This is a genomic window from Pseudomonas crudilactis (assembly GCF_013433315.1).
Lineage (GTDB): Bacteria > Pseudomonadota > Gammaproteobacteria > Pseudomonadales > Pseudomonadaceae > Aquipseudomonas > Aquipseudomonas crudilactis.
In genome coordinates this window covers 187,369-203,483 of record NZ_WXVV01000001.1, presented here as the reverse complement: position 1 = coordinate 203,483, position 16,115 = coordinate 187,369, and the positions used below count along the sequence as shown (strand labels likewise).

The following is a 16,115-nucleotide window of genomic DNA, read 5'->3' as shown; positions in this document are numbered from 1 at the left end:
CCATTGATCATTTTCCGTTTGCACCGGGCAGGGCACAGCTGGTATCTGTACGCATAACCAGTACTTGCTCGCCATGGCCCAGAATTCCCGTGACTGCCAATCCCCTCGATGATCCGTTCTATTACCTTAATAACTTCCGGCAAGTGCTTGATTGGCTTGAGCTTCGTTATGCCGATGTGATGAGCGAAACGGAACACGTCTTTATCCATGACTTCAAGGTTTTGCCCCGCGCGACTCAAGGTTTGCTGGTGCGGATGGTCATGCGCAAGGGCGTGCATTTCCGCGCCGGCAAACTCAATTACGCTGAAATCGGTGACATTGCCGTGGCTGCGCAACCGCTGCTTGAGCATGGCTGGATCGACGAACACGCGCCGCTGGCCCTCGCCGAGTTGTTCGACGTGTTGCTCAAAGCCGAGATTCTGCAAGCCTTCGGCGCCGCCATCGAACAGCCCAAGGGGCGCAAGGATGACTGGCTGCCGCTATTGGCCGAGCAGTTCAGCGAATTACGCAGCCTGCGCGACTGGGCGCCGCTGCTCGATGACCGGCTGTACAGCCTGACCATCATGGACCTGTGCGACCGCTTGCGGCTGATGTTCTTCGGCAACCTGTATCAGGACTGGTCGGAATTCGTCCTCGCTGACCTCGGCATCTTCACCTATGAAAAAGTCGAATTCTGCGCCGATTCACGAGGCCTGCGCCGCCGCGAAGACGTCGACGCCTGCCTGTTCCTGCACAATTGCCAAATGCGCTTCGAGGCCGGCGAACCACTGGACACCATCGTCGAGCAGGTCAGTACGCTGCACTTTGACAACCCGTGGCTGCAACGCCGGCGTGGCAAGGTGCTGTTTCAGATCGGCCAGTACTGCGAACGCATCAGCGAATTTGCCCTGGCCCTGAGCATTTACCGCGACTGTGGCTATCCCGGCGCGCGTTTGCGCATGATTCGTGTGCTGGAGCGTAGCGGCGAATACCCGTTGGCACTGGAACTCGCAACGCTGGCGGAACAGGCGCCGGAAAGCGCCGCCGAGCAGCAAGGCCTGCAACGGATATTGCCAAGGGTGCGGCGCAAACTCGGTGGCCCGCCGCTCAAACGTGCTGCCGCCAGACCGGTCGAGCGTCTGGACCTGCACTTGCCGCGCAGCGATCCCGCATTGTCCGTGGAGTTTTACGTGCAGGCGCACTTGCACGATGACGATGGCCCGGTGCATTACGTGGAAAACAGCCTGATCAATTCGCTGTTCGGCCTGTTGTGCTGGCCGGCGATTTTCGCGCCGTTGCCCGGTGCGTTCTTTCACCCGTTCCAGCGGGGCCCGGTGGACTTGCTCAATGAAGACTTCCAGCAACGCCGCGCCGAGCTGTTTCAGGCGTGCCTGCGCGAACTCGATGACGGTCGCTATACGGCGACCATTCGCCAGCGCTTCATCGACAAGTGGGGCATTCAGTCGCCATTCGTGTTCTGGGGCGCATTGAATGAAACGTTGCTGGAGCAAGCACTGGCCTGTCTGCCCGCCGAACACCTCAAACACTGGTTCAACCGTTTGCTGCTCGACATCAAGGCCAACCGCGCCGGCATGCCCGACCTGATCCAGTTCTGGCCGCAGCACAAAACCTACCGAATGATTGAAGTGAAAGGCCCCGGCGATCGCCTGCAGGACAATCAACTGCGCTGGCTGGAGTTCTGCCACCAGCACCAGATGCCGGTGGCCGTGTGTTACGTGCAATGGGCGGAGCAGAGCGTTTGAGTTACAGCATTGCCGTGCGCGCACTGTGCGAGTTCACCGCCAAGACCGGCGACCTAGACCTGCGCTTCACCCCATCACCCACGGCGCTGGAAGGCATCGCCGGGCACCGCACCGTGGCCTCGCGGCGCAGCGACAAATATCAAAGCGAAGTGGCGCTCGAAGGCGAGTTCCTGCAGTTGAAGGTCAAGGGCAGGGCGGACGGCTACGACCCGGCGCAAACCTGCCTGGAAGAAGTCAAAACCTACCGTGGCGACCTGAGCAAACAACCGGCCAATCATCGCCAGTTGCACTGGGCACAGGCAAAGATCTACGGCTGGTTGATGTGCCGCAAACTCGAACTTGAGCAGATCAATCTGGCGCTGGTGTATTTCGATATCGTCAGCGAGAAAGAGACTTGTCTGGTCGAGGCGTTCAGCGCTGATGCGTTGAAAACCTTTTTCGAGCAGCAATGCACGCTGTTCCTGCAATGGGCGGAACAGGAAATGGCCCATCGCGAAGCGCGCAATCTGGCCGCGCAACAACTGGCGTTTCCCCATGCCGATTTTCGTCCAGGTCAGCGGCATCTGGCCGAGTCAGTGTTCAAAGCCGTCAGCACAGGCCGTTGTCTGATGGCCCAGGCGCCGACCGGCATCGGCAAAACCCTCGGTACGCTGTTCCCGATACTCAAGGCTCTGGCGCCGCAGCAACTGGACAAGGTGTTCTTCCTCACCGCCAAGACACCGGGGCGCAAACTGGCACTGGATGCCAGTCAGGTGTTGTTCGACCAATCGCCAGCCTTGCCTTTGCGGGTGCTGGAAATGGTTGCCCGTGACAAGGCCTGCGAACACCCGGACAAAGCCTGCCACGGCGAGTCCTGCCCGTTGGCCCAAGGTTTTTATGATCGCCTGCCGGCCGCGCGGGAAGCGGCCAGTCGAATCCGCTTGCTCGATCAAGCGGCCATGCGCGAGGTCGCCGCGCTGCACGCGGTGTGCCCGTATTACCTGAGTCAGGAGATGGCCCGTTGGGTAGATGTGGTGATCGCCGACTACAACTATTACTTCGACTTCAGCGCCATGCTGTTCGGTCTCGCCCAGCTCAATCAGTGGAAAGTCGCGGTGCTGGCGGACGAGGCGCACAACCTCGTCGAGCGCGGCCGGCAGATGTACAGCGCCACTCTTGATCAGTTCACGCTGGGCAGCGTGCGCAAAACCGCCCCCGCCGCGTTGAAAAACTCCCTGCAACGCATCAACCGTGAATGGAACGCCCTGCATGCGCCGCAACTGGCGGCGTATCAGGCGTACGACAAAGCCCCGGAAAAACTCCTGCAAGCGATCTCGCTGTGTTGCGCCGCCATTGGTGATTACCTCAATGACCATCCGCAGGGCCTCGACAGCGCCTTGCAGAACTTCTATTTCGACCTGCTGCAATTCGCCCGGGTGGCGGAGCTGTACGACGAGCACTACCTGTTCGACATCAGCAAGCGCGACCTCGACCGCAAAAAGCCAATGTCGCAGTTGTGCCTGCGCAACGTGGTGCCGGCCGCTTTCATCGGCCCGCGCCTGAAAGCGGCGCGCAGCAGCGTGCTGTTCTCTGCCACCCTCAGCCCGCGCCACTATTACGCCGATTTGCTCGGTACGCCCGTCGACACTGTGTGGATCGACGTCGAATCGCCGTTTTGCGCCGAGCAGTTGCAGGTGCAGATCGTCAGCCGCATCTCCACGCGCTTCAACCATCGTCAGGCCTCGCTGGAACCGATTGTCGAATTGATCGCGCGGCAGTTCAGCGAGCGCCCGGGCAACTATCTGGCGTTTTTCAGCAGCTTCGATTATCTGCAACAAGTGGCGTCGTTACTGGCCGAGCGCTATCCGCACATCACCCTTTGGCAGCAGTCGCGGGGCATGCTCGAAGGGGCGCGGCAGGCGTTTCTCGATCAATTCACCGCGCACAGCCAGGGCATTGGCTTTGCCGTGTTGGGCGGTGCGTTTGGCGAAGGCATCGATTTGCCCGGTGCGCGCTTGATCGGCGCGTTCATCGCGACATTGGGGCTGGCTCAGTTCAATCCGGTCAATGAACAACTCAAATACCGCATGGCCGCGATCTTCGGCGCCGGTTACGACTACACCTACCTGTACCCCGGCGTGCAAAAAGTGGTACAGGCCGCCGGCCGGGTCATTCGTACCCGCGAGGATCGTGGCGTGGTCATGCTGATTGACGACCGTTTTGCCGAGAGCCGGATCAAACAATTGCTGCCGCGCTGGTGGGCCATCAAAAATGAGCCGGCCGCTTCCCAATTCGCTGGATTGCCGCATACTTCTGTCCATGACAACGGCTGGTGAGTGTGATGAGCGAAAAGAACAAGACTGCTGCGATCGAAGAGATGCGTTTTCGTCTGCTCATCGATGCGGTGGTCGACTATGCGATCTACATGATCGATCCGGATGGCATCATCACCAGCTGGAACTCCGGCGCCAAACGCTTCAAGGGCTATGAAGAAGCGGAAATCCTCGGCGAGCATTTCTCGCGTTTCTACACCGCTGACGACCGCGCCGCCGGTCTGCCGCAACGGGCGCTTGATACCGCCATCCGTGAAGGGCGCTTCGAAGGCGAGGGCTGGCGGGTGCGCAAGGACGGCACCAATTTCTGGTCGCATGTGGTCATCGATCCGATCATTGATCCCGACGGCAAATTGCTCGGTTTCGCCAAGATCACCCGCGACCTGACCGACCGCAAAATGGCCGAAGAAACCCTCAAGCAAAGCGAGCAGCAGTTCCGCTTGCTGGTGCAGGGCGTCACCGACTACGCCATCTACATGCTCAGCCCCGAAGGCCGGGTCAGCAACTGGAACCAGGGCGCGCAGCGGATCAAGGGCTATCTGCCGGAAGAAATCATCGGTCAGCACTTTTCGATCTTCTATACCCCCGAAGACCGCGAAATCGGCGAGCCTGAACGGGCGCTGGAAATCGCCACCCGCGTAGGCCGTTTTGAAAACAAGAGCTGGCGCATGCGCAAGGACGGCACGCGGTTTCTGGCCCATGTGGTGGTCGATGCGATTCGCGGCGATACCGGCACGTTGCTCGGGTTTGCCAAGATCACCCGCGATATCACCGAGGCCCACCAGGCGCAGCAAGCGCTGGAAAAAACCCGTGAAGCGCTGTTCCAGGCGCAGAAGATGCAGGCCATCGGGCAACTCAGCGGCGGCATCGCCCATGACTTCAATAATCTGCTGACGGTGATCCTCGGTAACCTCGAGATCGTGCACAAACGTGTGGGCGACGATCCGAAAATCAGCCGCCTGCTGGAAAACGCCACCCAAGGCGCGTTGCGTGGCGTGTCGCTGACCCAGCGCATGCTGGCATTTGCTCGCCGTCAGGAATTGAAAACCGAGTCGGTGGATATTGCGCAACTGGTTCAGGGCATTACCGGGTTGCTGCGCAGTTCGCTGGGGCCGGGCATTCGCATCGACACGCGGTTTCCTGCAGATCTGGAGCCGGTGCTGGCGGACACCAATCAGCTGGAACTGGCCTTGCTCAACCTGGCAACCAACGCCCGCGACGCCATGCCCGACGGCGGTACGGTGACCATCAGCGCTGAACCGCAAGTGGTGCTCGAGCTGGGGCATTCTGATCTGCCGGCGGGGCGTTACGTCTGCCTCAGTGTGATCGATAACGGCGAGGGCATGGATGAGCACACGCTGGCGTCGGCCAGAGATCCGTTTTTCACCACCAAAGGTTTGGGCAAGGGCACTGGACTGGGATTGTCGATGGTCCACGGCTTCATTGAACAGCTCGGTGGCCGCTTCATTCTCAAGAGCGAAAAGGCCCTGGGCACCACGGCTGAGTTGTGGATTCCGGTGGCGGTCGAGGGCACGGCCAGCAAGCCGCTATTGCCAAACGCCGAACCGGTGGTGGTGCCAAGACTCAGCGTACTGGTGGTGGATGACGACTCGCTGGTATTGACCAGCACCAGCCTGTTGCTCGAAGACCTCGGTCATCGCGTGGTCAGTGCGACGTCCGGTGCGCAGGCGCTGGCGCTGTTCGATCAGGGCGAAGTCGTCGACCTGATGATCACCGACATGGCCATGCCGCAGATGAGCGGCGCGCAACTGGCCCACGCAGTGCGCCTGCTCAAACCGGATCTGCCGATTATCCTGGCCACCGGTTACGCCGAGCGTCTGGAAGGCTTTGCCGCGCAACTGCCACGGTTGCCCAAGCCGTTCACGCAGATGAATCTGGTGGCGATCATTGCGCAATCGATGAAGTGAGGCGCCGGTCAATCCGGCTGAACTTGCGCGCCAACGGGGACTTCTAAATGTTTTCCCCACCCCGGAGCGTGCATCTTTTGTCTCGCATACTGACTGAGCCCACCGCTGAAGAAACCCTGACCGAACATGACGCCAAGATGTTCGGCTCGCCCAAGGAACGGCTGGATTTCTATAGGCGGGAGATCCAGTACGAAACCAGCATCCTCGCCAACCGTACCGACGCTTATCTGGCGGCGCAGTCGTTTCTGGTGATTGCCTTTGCCTCGTGCATGGCCAACCTCAACCCGGAGTGGGGCAAGTTGTTCACGCTGGTGGTGCCGCCGTTTCTGGCTCTGCTCGGGTTGCTAAGCTCGCTGAACGCCTGGCCGGGGATTCGCGCGGCGTACGACATCATCGATCACTGGCATTTCAAGCAGAGCCACTTATTGCACAGCGAACCGCTGATGGGCCTGGCGTATGACGAATCGCCGCTGTTCAGCGAGATGGAATCGAGCCACAAGGGCTATCGCAAGTCGCTGCTGTTCTCGGTGCGCACGCCTTGGATCTTTGCGACGTTTTGGGTGTTGTTGGGGAGTTATGCGGTGTTTATTCAGGTGACCAATCCTGGAGGGTGATGGGCCGGTATAGAAAAGCCCGGCTTATTTGGCCGGGCTTTTTCATTTGCTTGGATTTTGTGTTGCCATTCAGATCGATCCCCCTCACCCCAGCCCTCTCCCCCAATGGGGGAGAGGGGGAAGGGAGCAGATTTTTGTGCTGTTCAAAATCTGCGTTCGACTCGGTATCTCACGTCGACGTACCTCAACCATCCACCTCGGTCAGTTCCCTCTCCCTTTGGGAAAGGGCTAGGGTGAGGGGCTTTCAGGATTCACACGAAAGGGAGCCTATCTCTGCAGTGTTAAAAATCCGAATTCAACTCGGTACCTCACTTCGGCGTACCTCAACCATTCACCTCGGTCAGTTCCCTCTCCAGGGGGAGAGGGCTAGGGTGAGGGGGCTTTCAGCTCATTCCACGGTCTCAAGCTCTCGACGCAACGCCACCGAATTCTGCGACGACATCGGGATCGGCGGAAAATCCTCGTTCAACACGCACAAATGATCTATAGCATCTTCAAACATCGAATCGGCTTTCTTGCGCAGCGCCCGGTAGTGCTCAAACTGTTCAATGTCCATATCAGCCACATCGAGCAGCGCATTGGCCGCGCGGTTTAGCGTATGGGCGTTATCGAACAGTTGACGATTGCGTTCCAGAGCCAGTGCTCTGCAAGCCTTGATTTGCGCAGGAGTCGAGCATTCTTTCATGACCGTAACCTTATTCTTCAAGGATTCCTTTTCACAGGCTTAACGCCGCAGGGGAACCGAACCTGCCGGGCCCCGCCGGACACATCCGGCGAGGGGTTATGCTTGTGACTGCCGGCAATTGCTGAGGGATCCATTTTTTTCAAGAAAAAAATTCGATCAATCCTCCGAATAAATCCGAGAAATAAAAATCAGTTTTTTTGTTTTTTACGTTGTTCGTAGCGAGCCAGGATCGGTTGCGTGCTGATGCCGTGGAGCAAGATGCTCAATGCCACCACCGACAGGGTCAGGTCGGTACACACGCTGGCCACGCTATCGGTCAGCCCATGATTCAAGGCGTAAAACAGGTAGAAGAGACTACCGATCCCGCGAATGCCGAACCAGCCAATCAACAGCCGTTGCCGCCCCTCCAGCAGTGCACCCCAAGGCATCAGCGCAATACAGGCCGGGCGGATCAGGCAGAACAGCACGCTGCCCACCAGCAACGCCCGCCAATCCCAGTGCGCCACCAGCACCACGCCGAGCAGGGTCACCAGAAACACTTCCATGGCGCGCTCGACCAGACCGCCGAACGACAGCATGTCACCCATCATTATTCCTGCAGCCACCTGGCTGCTTTCCAACCGCTCGGTATCGCCGTGCACCGCGTGCTGCGGTTCGACGTTCTGATGACCGACCACCGGTTGCACCAGATGCTCGGCGGGCGGCTGGCCGGCGCCGGTGGATTTGACTTCGACCTGACGCAGGCCCAACCCGGCGGCGAATACCGACAGGAAGCCGTATCCGCCGATGGCTTCGGCAACGACATAGGCCAGAGCAATCAACGACAGCGCCAGATAATCATTGGGGCTGAGCGTGCTGTCGTCATTGTGGATTCGCAACGAAAGGGTCACGCGACCGATACCGCGGCCCATCCAGTAACCGGTAAGCAATCCAGCAGGCACTGCCCACAATAAACTGCGCAGCACCCAGCCTTGCCATTCGGCAGCACTGCCGTCGCCGTGCATCAACAACAGACCGAGAATCACAAACGGAAAGGCAATCCCATCGTTCAACCCGGCCTCGCCAGAGAGACCGAAACGCACGCTGTCGACATCCCGCGCATCGTTGACCTGCACCAACGCCGCCAGCACCGGGTCGGTCGGTGCCAGAATCGCGCCGATCAATAACGACGTCCCCCACGGCAAGCGCAAGGCAAAATGCAGCAGCAGACCAACGCCAGCGATGGTCAGCACCATCACTGGCCCGGCCAGACCAAAGGCGATCCGCCAACGCTTGTCGCGCAGGGGTAACCGCAGTTTGAGACCGCAGACGAACAGGGAAAACAACACCGCAACTTCCGTCAGGTGCTCCATCCACAGCGAAGCTTCTTGAAGAGGCAGTTTCAGCAAGTCGAGGCCGCTGGGGCCAATGCCGATCCCCAGCAGCAAGCAAACTGCCGATGTGGTCACCGGCATCCAGCGCAGGTACGACGAAGTCAGTGCCAGGGTCAACAGCACGGCGCCGAGCACCGCCACCCACACGATAAAACTCATGATGTGCCGCCCTCAAGTGGTCGATGTGACGGCAATCGCACCGTGTTCAATGGGCCTTCAGTTTTACTGTAGGCGTTGGCGAAGGGGTCATCACAGCATCGGTTTACCACCGGTCACGCCATAGCGCTGGCCGGTGATGTAACTCGCTTCGTCCGAGGCCAGCAGCACGTAGATTGGCGCGACTTCCACCGGTTGGCCGGGGCGGCCGAGCGGTGTGTTGCCGCCGAAGTTCTGCACTTCTTCATCGGGCATGGTCGAGACGATCAGTGGCGTCCAGATCGGCCCCGGTGCCACGCAGTTCACACGGATTTCCTTGGGACCGAGCATTTGCGCCAGGCCGCCGGTGAAATTGGCAATCGCGCCTTTGGTGGTGGCGTAGGCGAGCAGGGTGGGTTTGGGCATGTCCGAGTTGACCGAGCTGGTGTTGATGATCGACGAGCCGGCGCGCATGTGTTTGATCGCCGCCTGACACAGGCGGAAGATCGCGGTGATGTTGACGTCGAAGGTCATCACCCATTCTTCGTCGGGGATTTCCTCAAAGTTTTCGTGAGTCATCTGGAACGCGGCGTTGTTGACCAGCACGTCGATGCGGCCAAAGCGTTCGACGGTTTGGTCGACCAACGCCTGGCAGTGGGATTTCTGCGCGATATCGCCGGGCAGCAACAGGCACTGACGTCCGGCCTGTTCGACCCAGCGTGCGGTTTCCTTGGCGTCTTCGTGTTCATTCAAATAGGCCACAGCGACGTCCGCGCCTTCACGGGCGAAAGCAATGGCCACGGCGCGGCCGATACCGCTGTCGGCGCCGGTGATCAGGGCAATCTTGCCGGCCAGTCGCCCGGAACCGACGTAGCTTTGCTCGCCGCAATCGGGATAGGGCTCCATTTTGCGTTGCGAACCGGGAACGGCTTGGGCTTGTGCCGGGAAGGGTGGTTTTGGGTAGTCGGTCATCGCGGGTCTCCGAGGTCTCATGGCTGGTATGGGCGGTTGACCCGGTGTGTTTGCCGTGAGTTCGATCGGATTTACACCGCATTTCTGACTTGGAAATGCAAAACCCAATGTGGGAGCGAGCTTGCTCGCGAAAGCGGAGTGTCAGCTGACGTCAATGTCGACTGAACCACCGCTTTCGCGAGCAAGCTCGCTCCCACAAGGGATCATCTGAGGTTTCAGATCATGCGGTGGGTCAGGGCGCGCTCCATGCGGGCGATGCCTTCTTCCAGCAACGAACGCGGGCAGCCGAAGTTCAGGCGCACGAACTGCTGGTGTTGATCGCCGAAGTCCAGACCGGCGCTCAGCCCCACTTTGGCCTGCTCAAGGAAGAACTGCTGCGGATCATCCAGGTCCAGCGCCGAGCAATCCAGCCAGGCCAGATACGTGCCCTGCGGCACATTGATGGTCACGCCTGGCAAACGGCTGCGCACCGCGTCAACCAGCCAGTCACGATTGCCCAGCAGATAGGTTTTTAATTCGGCCAGCCACGGCGCGCCTTCGCTATAGGCCACGCGGGTGGCTTCCATGCCCAGCGGGTTGACGCTGTCGACCATGCCGCAACGGGCGTGGTTGACGCGCTCGCGCAGGGCGGCGTCCTGAATGATCATGAACGAGGTCTTCAGACCGGCGATGTTGTAAGCCTTGCTCGCCGACATCAGGGTGATGGTGCGCTTGGCAATCTCAGGGCTCAACGAAGCGGTCGGAATGTGTACGCGACCGTCGAAGCACAGCTCGGCGTGGATTTCGTCGGAGATGATCCACGCGTCCTGCGCCGCACAGATATCGGCCACAGCTTGCAGCTCTTCACGGGCAAAAACTTTACCGATCGGGTTGTGCGGATTGCTCAGCAACAGCGCGCCGCCACCGTTCAGCGATTCACGCAACACGTCCAACGGCGTCAGGTAAGTGCCGTCAGCCTGCGCGTCGAATTCCAGCTCAACCTTGTTCAACCCCCAATGCCCCGGCGCGTGACGCAGTGGCGGGTAGTTCGGCACTTGCACCACGACATTCTGCTGCGGCTGCACCAGCGCTTTCAAAGCCATGTTGAAACCAGACTCGACGCCCGGCAGAAAGATCAGCTCCTGCGGTTTGACCTTCCAGGCGTACTTGTTCCAGAGGTCGGCGACGATGGCTTCGCGCAGGCTTTCCTGAGGCACGCTGTAGCCCATCAACGGGTGCAGCAGGCGTTGTTGCAAGGCCTCGATCACCACCGGCGGCGCGGCGAAATCCATATCAGCGACCCACATCGGCAACACATCGGCCGAATAGCGGCTCCACTTGGTGCTGCCGGTGTTGTGGCGGTCGAATACCTGATCAAAATCGAAAGTCATGCGCGGTCTCGTGAGGGCGGGATTGGTCCTGGACGCCATTCTAAGCCTTACGCGATCCATGTGGGAGCGAGCTTGCTCGCGAAGGCGTCGGATCAGCCAGCATCGATGTTGATTGACACACCGCTTTCGCGAGCAAGCTCGCTCCCACAGGGTTTGGTGGTCTTCAATGAAAGAGCCGACAAACGGCCGACGGTCGGTTTTCACACAGAACGTAAGGTCATTGTCTACAGTAAAAAAGTCGGCACAAATTTGCCGCAACCGTGATTGTCCAGATAAAACCCGGCTCAAGTACCGGGTTCCACCTGATCAGGAGTGCACGATGGATCTCAGCCGTCGTCAGTTCTTCAAGGTCGCCGGTATCGGCCTTGCAGGCTCGAGCCTGGGCGCGTTGGGCATGACCCCGACGCCAGCCTTCGCCGAGCAGGTGCGCCACTTCAAGCTTGCCCACACCCATGAAACCCGCAACACCTGTCCGTATTGCTCGGTCGGCTGCGGGTTGATCATGTACAGCCAGGGCGATGGAGCGAAGAACGTAGCGCAAAGCATCATTCACATCGAGGGCGACGCCGACCACCCGGTCAACCGCGGCACCCTCTGCCCGAAAGGCGCAGGCCTGCTCGACTTCATTCACAGCCCCGGCCGTTTGCTCTACCCGCAAACGCGCAAACCGGGCAGCAGCGAATGGACGCGGATCAGTTGGGACGAAGCGCTCGACCGCATCGCCGACCTGATGAAAACCGACCGCGACGCCAACTTCATCGAGAAAAATGCCAACGGGCAAACGGTGAATCGCTGGCTGAGCACCGGGTTTCTCGCCGCGTCGGCGGCGTCCAACGAAGCCGGTTACATCACCCAGAAGGTGATTCGCAGTCTCGGCATGCTGGGGTTCGATAACCAGGCGCGTGTCTGACACGGCCCGACGGTGGCAAGTCTTGCCCCGACGTACGGCCGTGGTGCCATGACCAATACCTGGACCGATATCGCCAACGCGAATCTGATCCTGGTAATGGGCGGCAACGCAGCAGAAGCGCATCCGTGCGGCTTCAAATGGGTGACCGAGGCCAAGGCGCATAACGCTGCGCGGCTGATCGTGGTCGATCCGCGTTTTACCCGGACCGCTTCGGTGGCCGACTACTACGCGCCGATCCGCACCGGCACCGACATCGCCTTCATGGGCGGGCTGATCAATTACCTGCTGACCGAGGACAAGATCCAGCACGAGTACGTGCGCAACTACACCGACGTGTCGTTCATCGTCAAAGCCGGCTATGGCTTTGAAGACGGGATTTTCAGCGGCTACGACGTCGCCAAGCGCAGCTATACCGACAAATCCGGCTGGGGTTACGAGCTGGGTGAAGACGGTTTCGCCAGGGTCGATCCGACTCTGCAGGATCCGCGCTGCGTCTATCAATTGATGAAGCAGCATTACAGCCGCTACAACATCGACCTCGCCAGTCAGATCTGCGGCATGCCGGTCGACGCCATGCAGAAAATCTGGGAAGAAATCGCCACCTGCTCGATCCCGGGCAAGACCATGACGATTCTCTACGCCCTCGGCTGGACGCAGCACTCGATCGGCGCGCAGATCATTCGCAGCGCGGCGATGGTGCAACTGTTGTTGGGCAACGTCGGCATGCCGGGCGGTGGGGTCAACGCCTTGCGCGGGCACTCGAACATTCAGGGCCTGACCGACCTTGGCTTGCTTTCCAATGCGCTGCCGGGCTATTTGACCCTGGGCCAGGACAGCGAGCAGGACTACAACGCTTTCATCCACAAACGCACGCAAGTCCCGCTGCGCCCGGGCCAACTGTCGTACTGGCAGAACTACAGCAAATTCCACGTCAGCCTGATGAAGTCGTGGTACGGCGCCAACGCCACCGTCGAGAACAATTGGTGCTACGACCATTTGCCGAAACTCGACATCCCCAACTACGACGTCCTGAAGATGTTCGACCTGATGAGCCAAGGCAAGGTCAACGGCTACTTCTGCCAGGGCTTCAACCCGATCGCCGCGCTGCCGGACAAAAACCGCGTGATGGGCGCCTTGGCCAAGCTGAAATGGCTGGTGGTGATGGACCCGCTCGCTACCGAAACCTCGGAGTTCTGGCACAACGTCGGGCCGTACAACGATGTGAAAACCGACGAAATCCAGACCGAAGTCATTCGCCTGCCGACCACCTGTTTTGCCGAAGAGGACGGTTCGCTGGTCAACAGTAGCCGCTGGCTGCAATGGCACTGGAAAGGCGCTGACGGTCCGGGCGAAGCGCAGACCGACATCCGCATCATGAGTGAATTGTTCCTGCGCCTGCGCAAACGCTATCAGGCCGAGGGCGGTAAATTCCCCGATCCGCTGCTGAAACTGACGTGGCCATACAAGATCCCCGACGAGCCTTCTCCGGAGGAACTGGCCAAGGAAATCAACGGCAGCGCCGTGGCGGATTTCACCGATGCCGCTGGCGTTGCGGTCAAGGCTGGCTCGCAATTGGCCGGGTTTGGTTTGCTCAAGGATGATGGCAGCACCGCGTCCGGTTGCTGGATCTTCGCCGGCAGCTGGACCGAGGCCGGCAACCAGATGGCCCGCCGCGACAACAGCGACCCGTTCGGCATGCACCAGCACTTGGGCTGGGCGTGGGCCTGGCCGGCCAACCGGCGGATTCTCTACAACCGCGCTTCGGCGGATGTCGCCGGCAAGCCGTGGGACCCGAAAAAACGCTTGGTGTGGTGGAACGGCAAGGCCTGGGGCGGCACCGACGTGCCGGACTATAAGGCCGATGTACCGCCGGAAGCCGGGATGAACCCGTTCATCATGAACCCCGAAGGCGTTGCGCGGTTCTTCGCCGTCGACAAGATGAACGAAGGCCCGTTCCCCGAGCACTACGAGCCGTTCGAAACGCCGATCGGCATCAACCCGCTGCACCCGCAAAACAAGAAAGCCACCAGCAACCCGGCGGCGCGGATCTTCGATTCGGTCTGGGAAACCCTCGGCGAGGCCAAGGACTTCCCGTACGCCGGCACCAGTTACCGGCTCACCGAGCATTTCCACTTCTGGAGCAAGCACTGCAAGTTGAACGCGATTGCTCAACCGGAGCAGTTTGTGGAAATCGGCGAGGTGCTGGCGAAAGAGAAGGGCATTGCTGCCGGAGATCGCGTACGGGTCAGTTGCAAACGCGGCTTTATCGAAGCGGTGGCGGTGGTGACAAAACGGATCCGGCCGTTGCAGGTCAACGGCCAGGTCGTGCATCAGATCGGCATCCCGCTGCACTGGGGGTTCACCGGCCTGACGCGTCACGGTTACCTGACCAACACCCTGGTGCCGTTCCTCGGCGATGGCAATACACAGACCCCGGAATCCAAGTCATTCCTGGTCAACGTGGAGAAACTATAAATGGCCAGCCAAGACATCATTGCCCGCTCGGCCACCACCACGGTGCCGCCATCGGTGAGGAATCAGGAAGCGGTCGCCAAGCTGATCGACACCACCAAATGCATCGGCTGCAAGGCCTGCCAGGTCGCCTGCTCGGAATGGAACGAGCTGCGCGACGAGGTCGGCCATAACCACGGCACCTACGACAACCCGCAAGACCTGAGCGCGGAAACCTGGACGTTGATGCGTTTCACCGAACACGAAACCGACGCCGGCAACCTCGAATGGCTGATCCGCAAGGACGGCTGCATGCACTGCGCCGAGCCCGGTTGCCTGGCGGCGTGCCCGAGCCCCGGCGCAATCATCAAACACGCCAACGGCATTGTCGATTTCGATCAGGACCACTGCATCGGCTGCGGCTATTGCATCACCGGTTGCCCGTTCAACATTCCGCGTATTTCGCAGAAGGATCACAAGGCTTACAAATGCACCTTGTGTTCGGACCGCGTAGCAGTAGGGCTGGAACCGGCCTGTGTGAAAACCTGTCCGACCGGTGCGATCGTGTTCGGCACCAAGGAAGACATGAAGGAACACGCTGCCGAACGCATCGTCGACCTGAAAAGCCGTGGCTTTGAAAACGCCGGTCTGTATGACCCGGCAGGCGTCGGCGGCACGCACGTGATGTACGTGCTGCACCACGCGGACACGCCGACCATCTACGCCAACCTGCCGCAGGATCCGGCGATCAGTCCGTTGGTGGGCCTGTGGAAAGGCATCAGCAAACCGCTGGGCCTGCTGGCCATGGGCGCGGCGGTGCTGGCCGGGTTCTTCCATTACGTGCGCATCGGCCCGAACCGGGTTGAAGAGGATGAGCATCCGGCGCCACCCGAAACCTCGGTGCACGTCGTCGATCCGGCGGTGCACACCTTCGATCCACGCGGGGAGGAGCGGCCATGAGCAACAAGACGATCCTGCGTTACACCGCCAACCAGCGCACCAATCACTGGCTGGTGGCGATCCTGTTTTTCATGGCCGGGTTGTCCGGGCTGGCGTTGTTTCATCCGTCGCTGTTCTGGCTGAGCAACCTGTTCGGTGGCGGGCCGTGGACGCGGATTCTGCATCCGTTCATGGGCGTGGCGATGTTTGTGTTGTTCCTCGGCCTGGTGTTCCGTTTCTGGCGTGCGAACTTCTTTATCGACAACGACTGGAAATGGATGCGCCGCATCGATCGGGTGCTGGTCAACGATGAAGAAAGCGTGCCGCCGGTAGGCAAGTACAACGCCGGGCAGAAGCTGCTGTTCTGGACTTTACTGCTGTGCATGCTCGGTTTGCTGTTTACCGGGCTGGTGATCTGGCGCGCGTATTTCAGTGCGTACTTCGGCATCAGCGTGATTCGCTGGGCGATGCTGTTGCATGCGCTGGCCGGGTTCATTCTGGTGCTGAGCATCATCATTCACATCTATGCCGGGCTGTGGATCAAGGGCTCGGTCGACGCAATGATGCACGGCTGGGTGAGCCGCGCCTGGGCGAAAAAACACCATGAACTCTGGTATCGCGACATCACCCGCGACGAACGTCAACCGGACGTGCCGGAGCGACCGATCACCAAAAAGGGCTGAC

General features: G+C 60.1%; 11 protein-coding genes. 7 read left to right on the top strand and 4 right to left on the bottom strand.

What is annotated here, in order from left to right:
- The first annotated feature begins 89 nt into the window (after positions 1-89).
- The 4 genes from GTU76_RS00845 (at position 90) to GTU76_RS00830 (ending at position 6,596) form a co-directional block, all read left to right on the top strand.
- A complete protein-coding gene (locus GTU76_RS00845) occupies positions 90-1,742 on the top strand; it encodes a VRR-NUC domain-containing protein (RefSeq protein WP_180697854.1) in 1,653 nt (550 codons plus the stop codon).
- Positions 1,739-4,057, top strand: coding sequence for an ATP-dependent DNA helicase (locus tag GTU76_RS00840; RefSeq protein WP_180697853.1), 2,319 nt, complete (start codon positions 1,739-1,741; stop codon positions 4,055-4,057). Before GTU76_RS00845 ends, GTU76_RS00840 begins: the two co-directional genes overlap by 4 nt.
- A gap of 5 nt (positions 4,058-4,062) precedes the next feature.
- Complete coding sequence (locus GTU76_RS00835; RefSeq protein WP_180697852.1) at positions 4,063-5,982, top strand: hybrid sensor histidine kinase/response regulator; 1,920 nt, start codon at positions 4,063-4,065, stop codon at positions 5,980-5,982.
- A 77-nt stretch (positions 5,983-6,059) separates the two neighbouring features.
- On the top strand, positions 6,060-6,596 hold the full coding sequence (locus GTU76_RS00830) for a hypothetical protein (protein WP_016983364.1): 537 nt from the start codon (positions 6,060-6,062) through the stop codon (positions 6,594-6,596).
- A 388-nt stretch (positions 6,597-6,984) separates the two neighbouring features.
- On the opposite strand, the gene GTU76_RS00825 is transcribed toward GTU76_RS00830, so the two are convergent.
- From GTU76_RS00825 to GTU76_RS00810, 4 genes are all read right to left on the bottom strand, one after another.
- Positions 6,985-7,281 carry a hypothetical protein gene (locus tag GTU76_RS00825; RefSeq protein WP_016984229.1) on the bottom strand — a complete coding sequence of 99 codons (297 nt, stop codon included), beginning with the start codon at positions 7,279-7,281 and terminating at the stop codon, positions 6,985-6,987.
- Positions 7,282-7,469: 188 nt separating this feature from the next.
- The gene (locus GTU76_RS00820) at positions 7,470-8,813 is read right to left on the bottom strand and encodes a cation:proton antiporter (protein ID WP_180697851.1); all 1,344 of its coding nucleotides are present in this window, start codon (positions 8,811-8,813) and stop codon (positions 7,470-7,472) included.
- Between the two features lie 90 nt (positions 8,814-8,903).
- Positions 8,904-9,761, bottom strand: coding sequence for a glucose 1-dehydrogenase (locus GTU76_RS00815; protein WP_016984227.1), 858 nt, complete (start codon positions 9,759-9,761; stop codon positions 8,904-8,906).
- 215 nt (positions 9,762-9,976) lie between these two features.
- Positions 9,977-11,131 carry a MalY/PatB family protein gene (locus GTU76_RS00810; RefSeq protein ID WP_180697850.1) on the bottom strand — a complete coding sequence of 385 codons (1,155 nt, stop codon included), beginning with the start codon at positions 11,129-11,131 and terminating at the stop codon, positions 9,977-9,979.
- 319 nt (positions 11,132-11,450) lie between these two features.
- Between GTU76_RS00810 and fdnG the strand changes: the two genes are divergently transcribed.
- Genes fdnG through GTU76_RS00795 form a run of 3 tightly spaced genes read left to right on the top strand, consistent with a single transcriptional unit; the run spans position 11,451 to position 16,114 of the window.
- Entirely contained in the window at positions 11,451-14,516 is a 3,066-nt protein-coding gene (fdnG, locus tag GTU76_RS00805; RefSeq protein WP_180697849.1) for a formate dehydrogenase-N subunit alpha, read from the top strand.
- A complete protein-coding gene (gene fdxH, locus GTU76_RS00800) occupies positions 14,517-15,452 on the top strand; it encodes a formate dehydrogenase subunit beta (RefSeq protein ID WP_180697848.1) in 936 nt (311 codons plus the stop codon). It begins immediately after the preceding gene.
- On the top strand, positions 15,449-16,114 hold the full coding sequence (locus GTU76_RS00795; protein ID WP_180697847.1) for a formate dehydrogenase subunit gamma: 666 nt from the start codon (positions 15,449-15,451) through the stop codon (positions 16,112-16,114). The genes fdxH and GTU76_RS00795 overlap by 4 nt, the downstream gene beginning before the upstream one ends.
- Position 16,115 lies beyond the last annotated feature (1 nt).

Bases quoted from the DNA above. Each gene is read 5' to 3' on its own strand.
- GTU76_RS00825 (WP_016984229.1), bottom strand. From the start codon at position 7,281: ATGAAAGAATGCTCGACTCCTGCGCAAATCAAGGCTTGCAGAGCACTG.
- GTU76_RS00815 (WP_016984227.1), bottom strand. From the start codon at position 9,761: ATGACCGACTACCCAAAACCACCCTTCCCGGCACAAGCCCAAGCCGTT.
- GTU76_RS00795 (WP_180697847.1), top strand. From the start codon at position 15,449: ATGAGCAACAAGACGATCCTGCGTTACACCGCCAACCAGCGCACCAAT.
- GTU76_RS00810 (WP_180697850.1), bottom strand. From the start codon at position 11,131: ATGACTTTCGATTTTGATCAGGTATTCGACCGCCACAACACCGGCAGC.
- GTU76_RS00835 (WP_180697852.1), top strand. From the start codon at position 4,063: ATGAGCGAAAAGAACAAGACTGCTGCGATCGAAGAGATGCGTTTTCGT.
- GTU76_RS00820 (WP_180697851.1), bottom strand. From the start codon at position 8,813: ATGAGTTTTATCGTGTGGGTGGCGGTGCTCGGCGCCGTGCTGTTGACC.
- fdxH (WP_180697848.1), top strand. From the start codon at position 14,517: ATGGCCAGCCAAGACATCATTGCCCGCTCGGCCACCACCACGGTGCCG.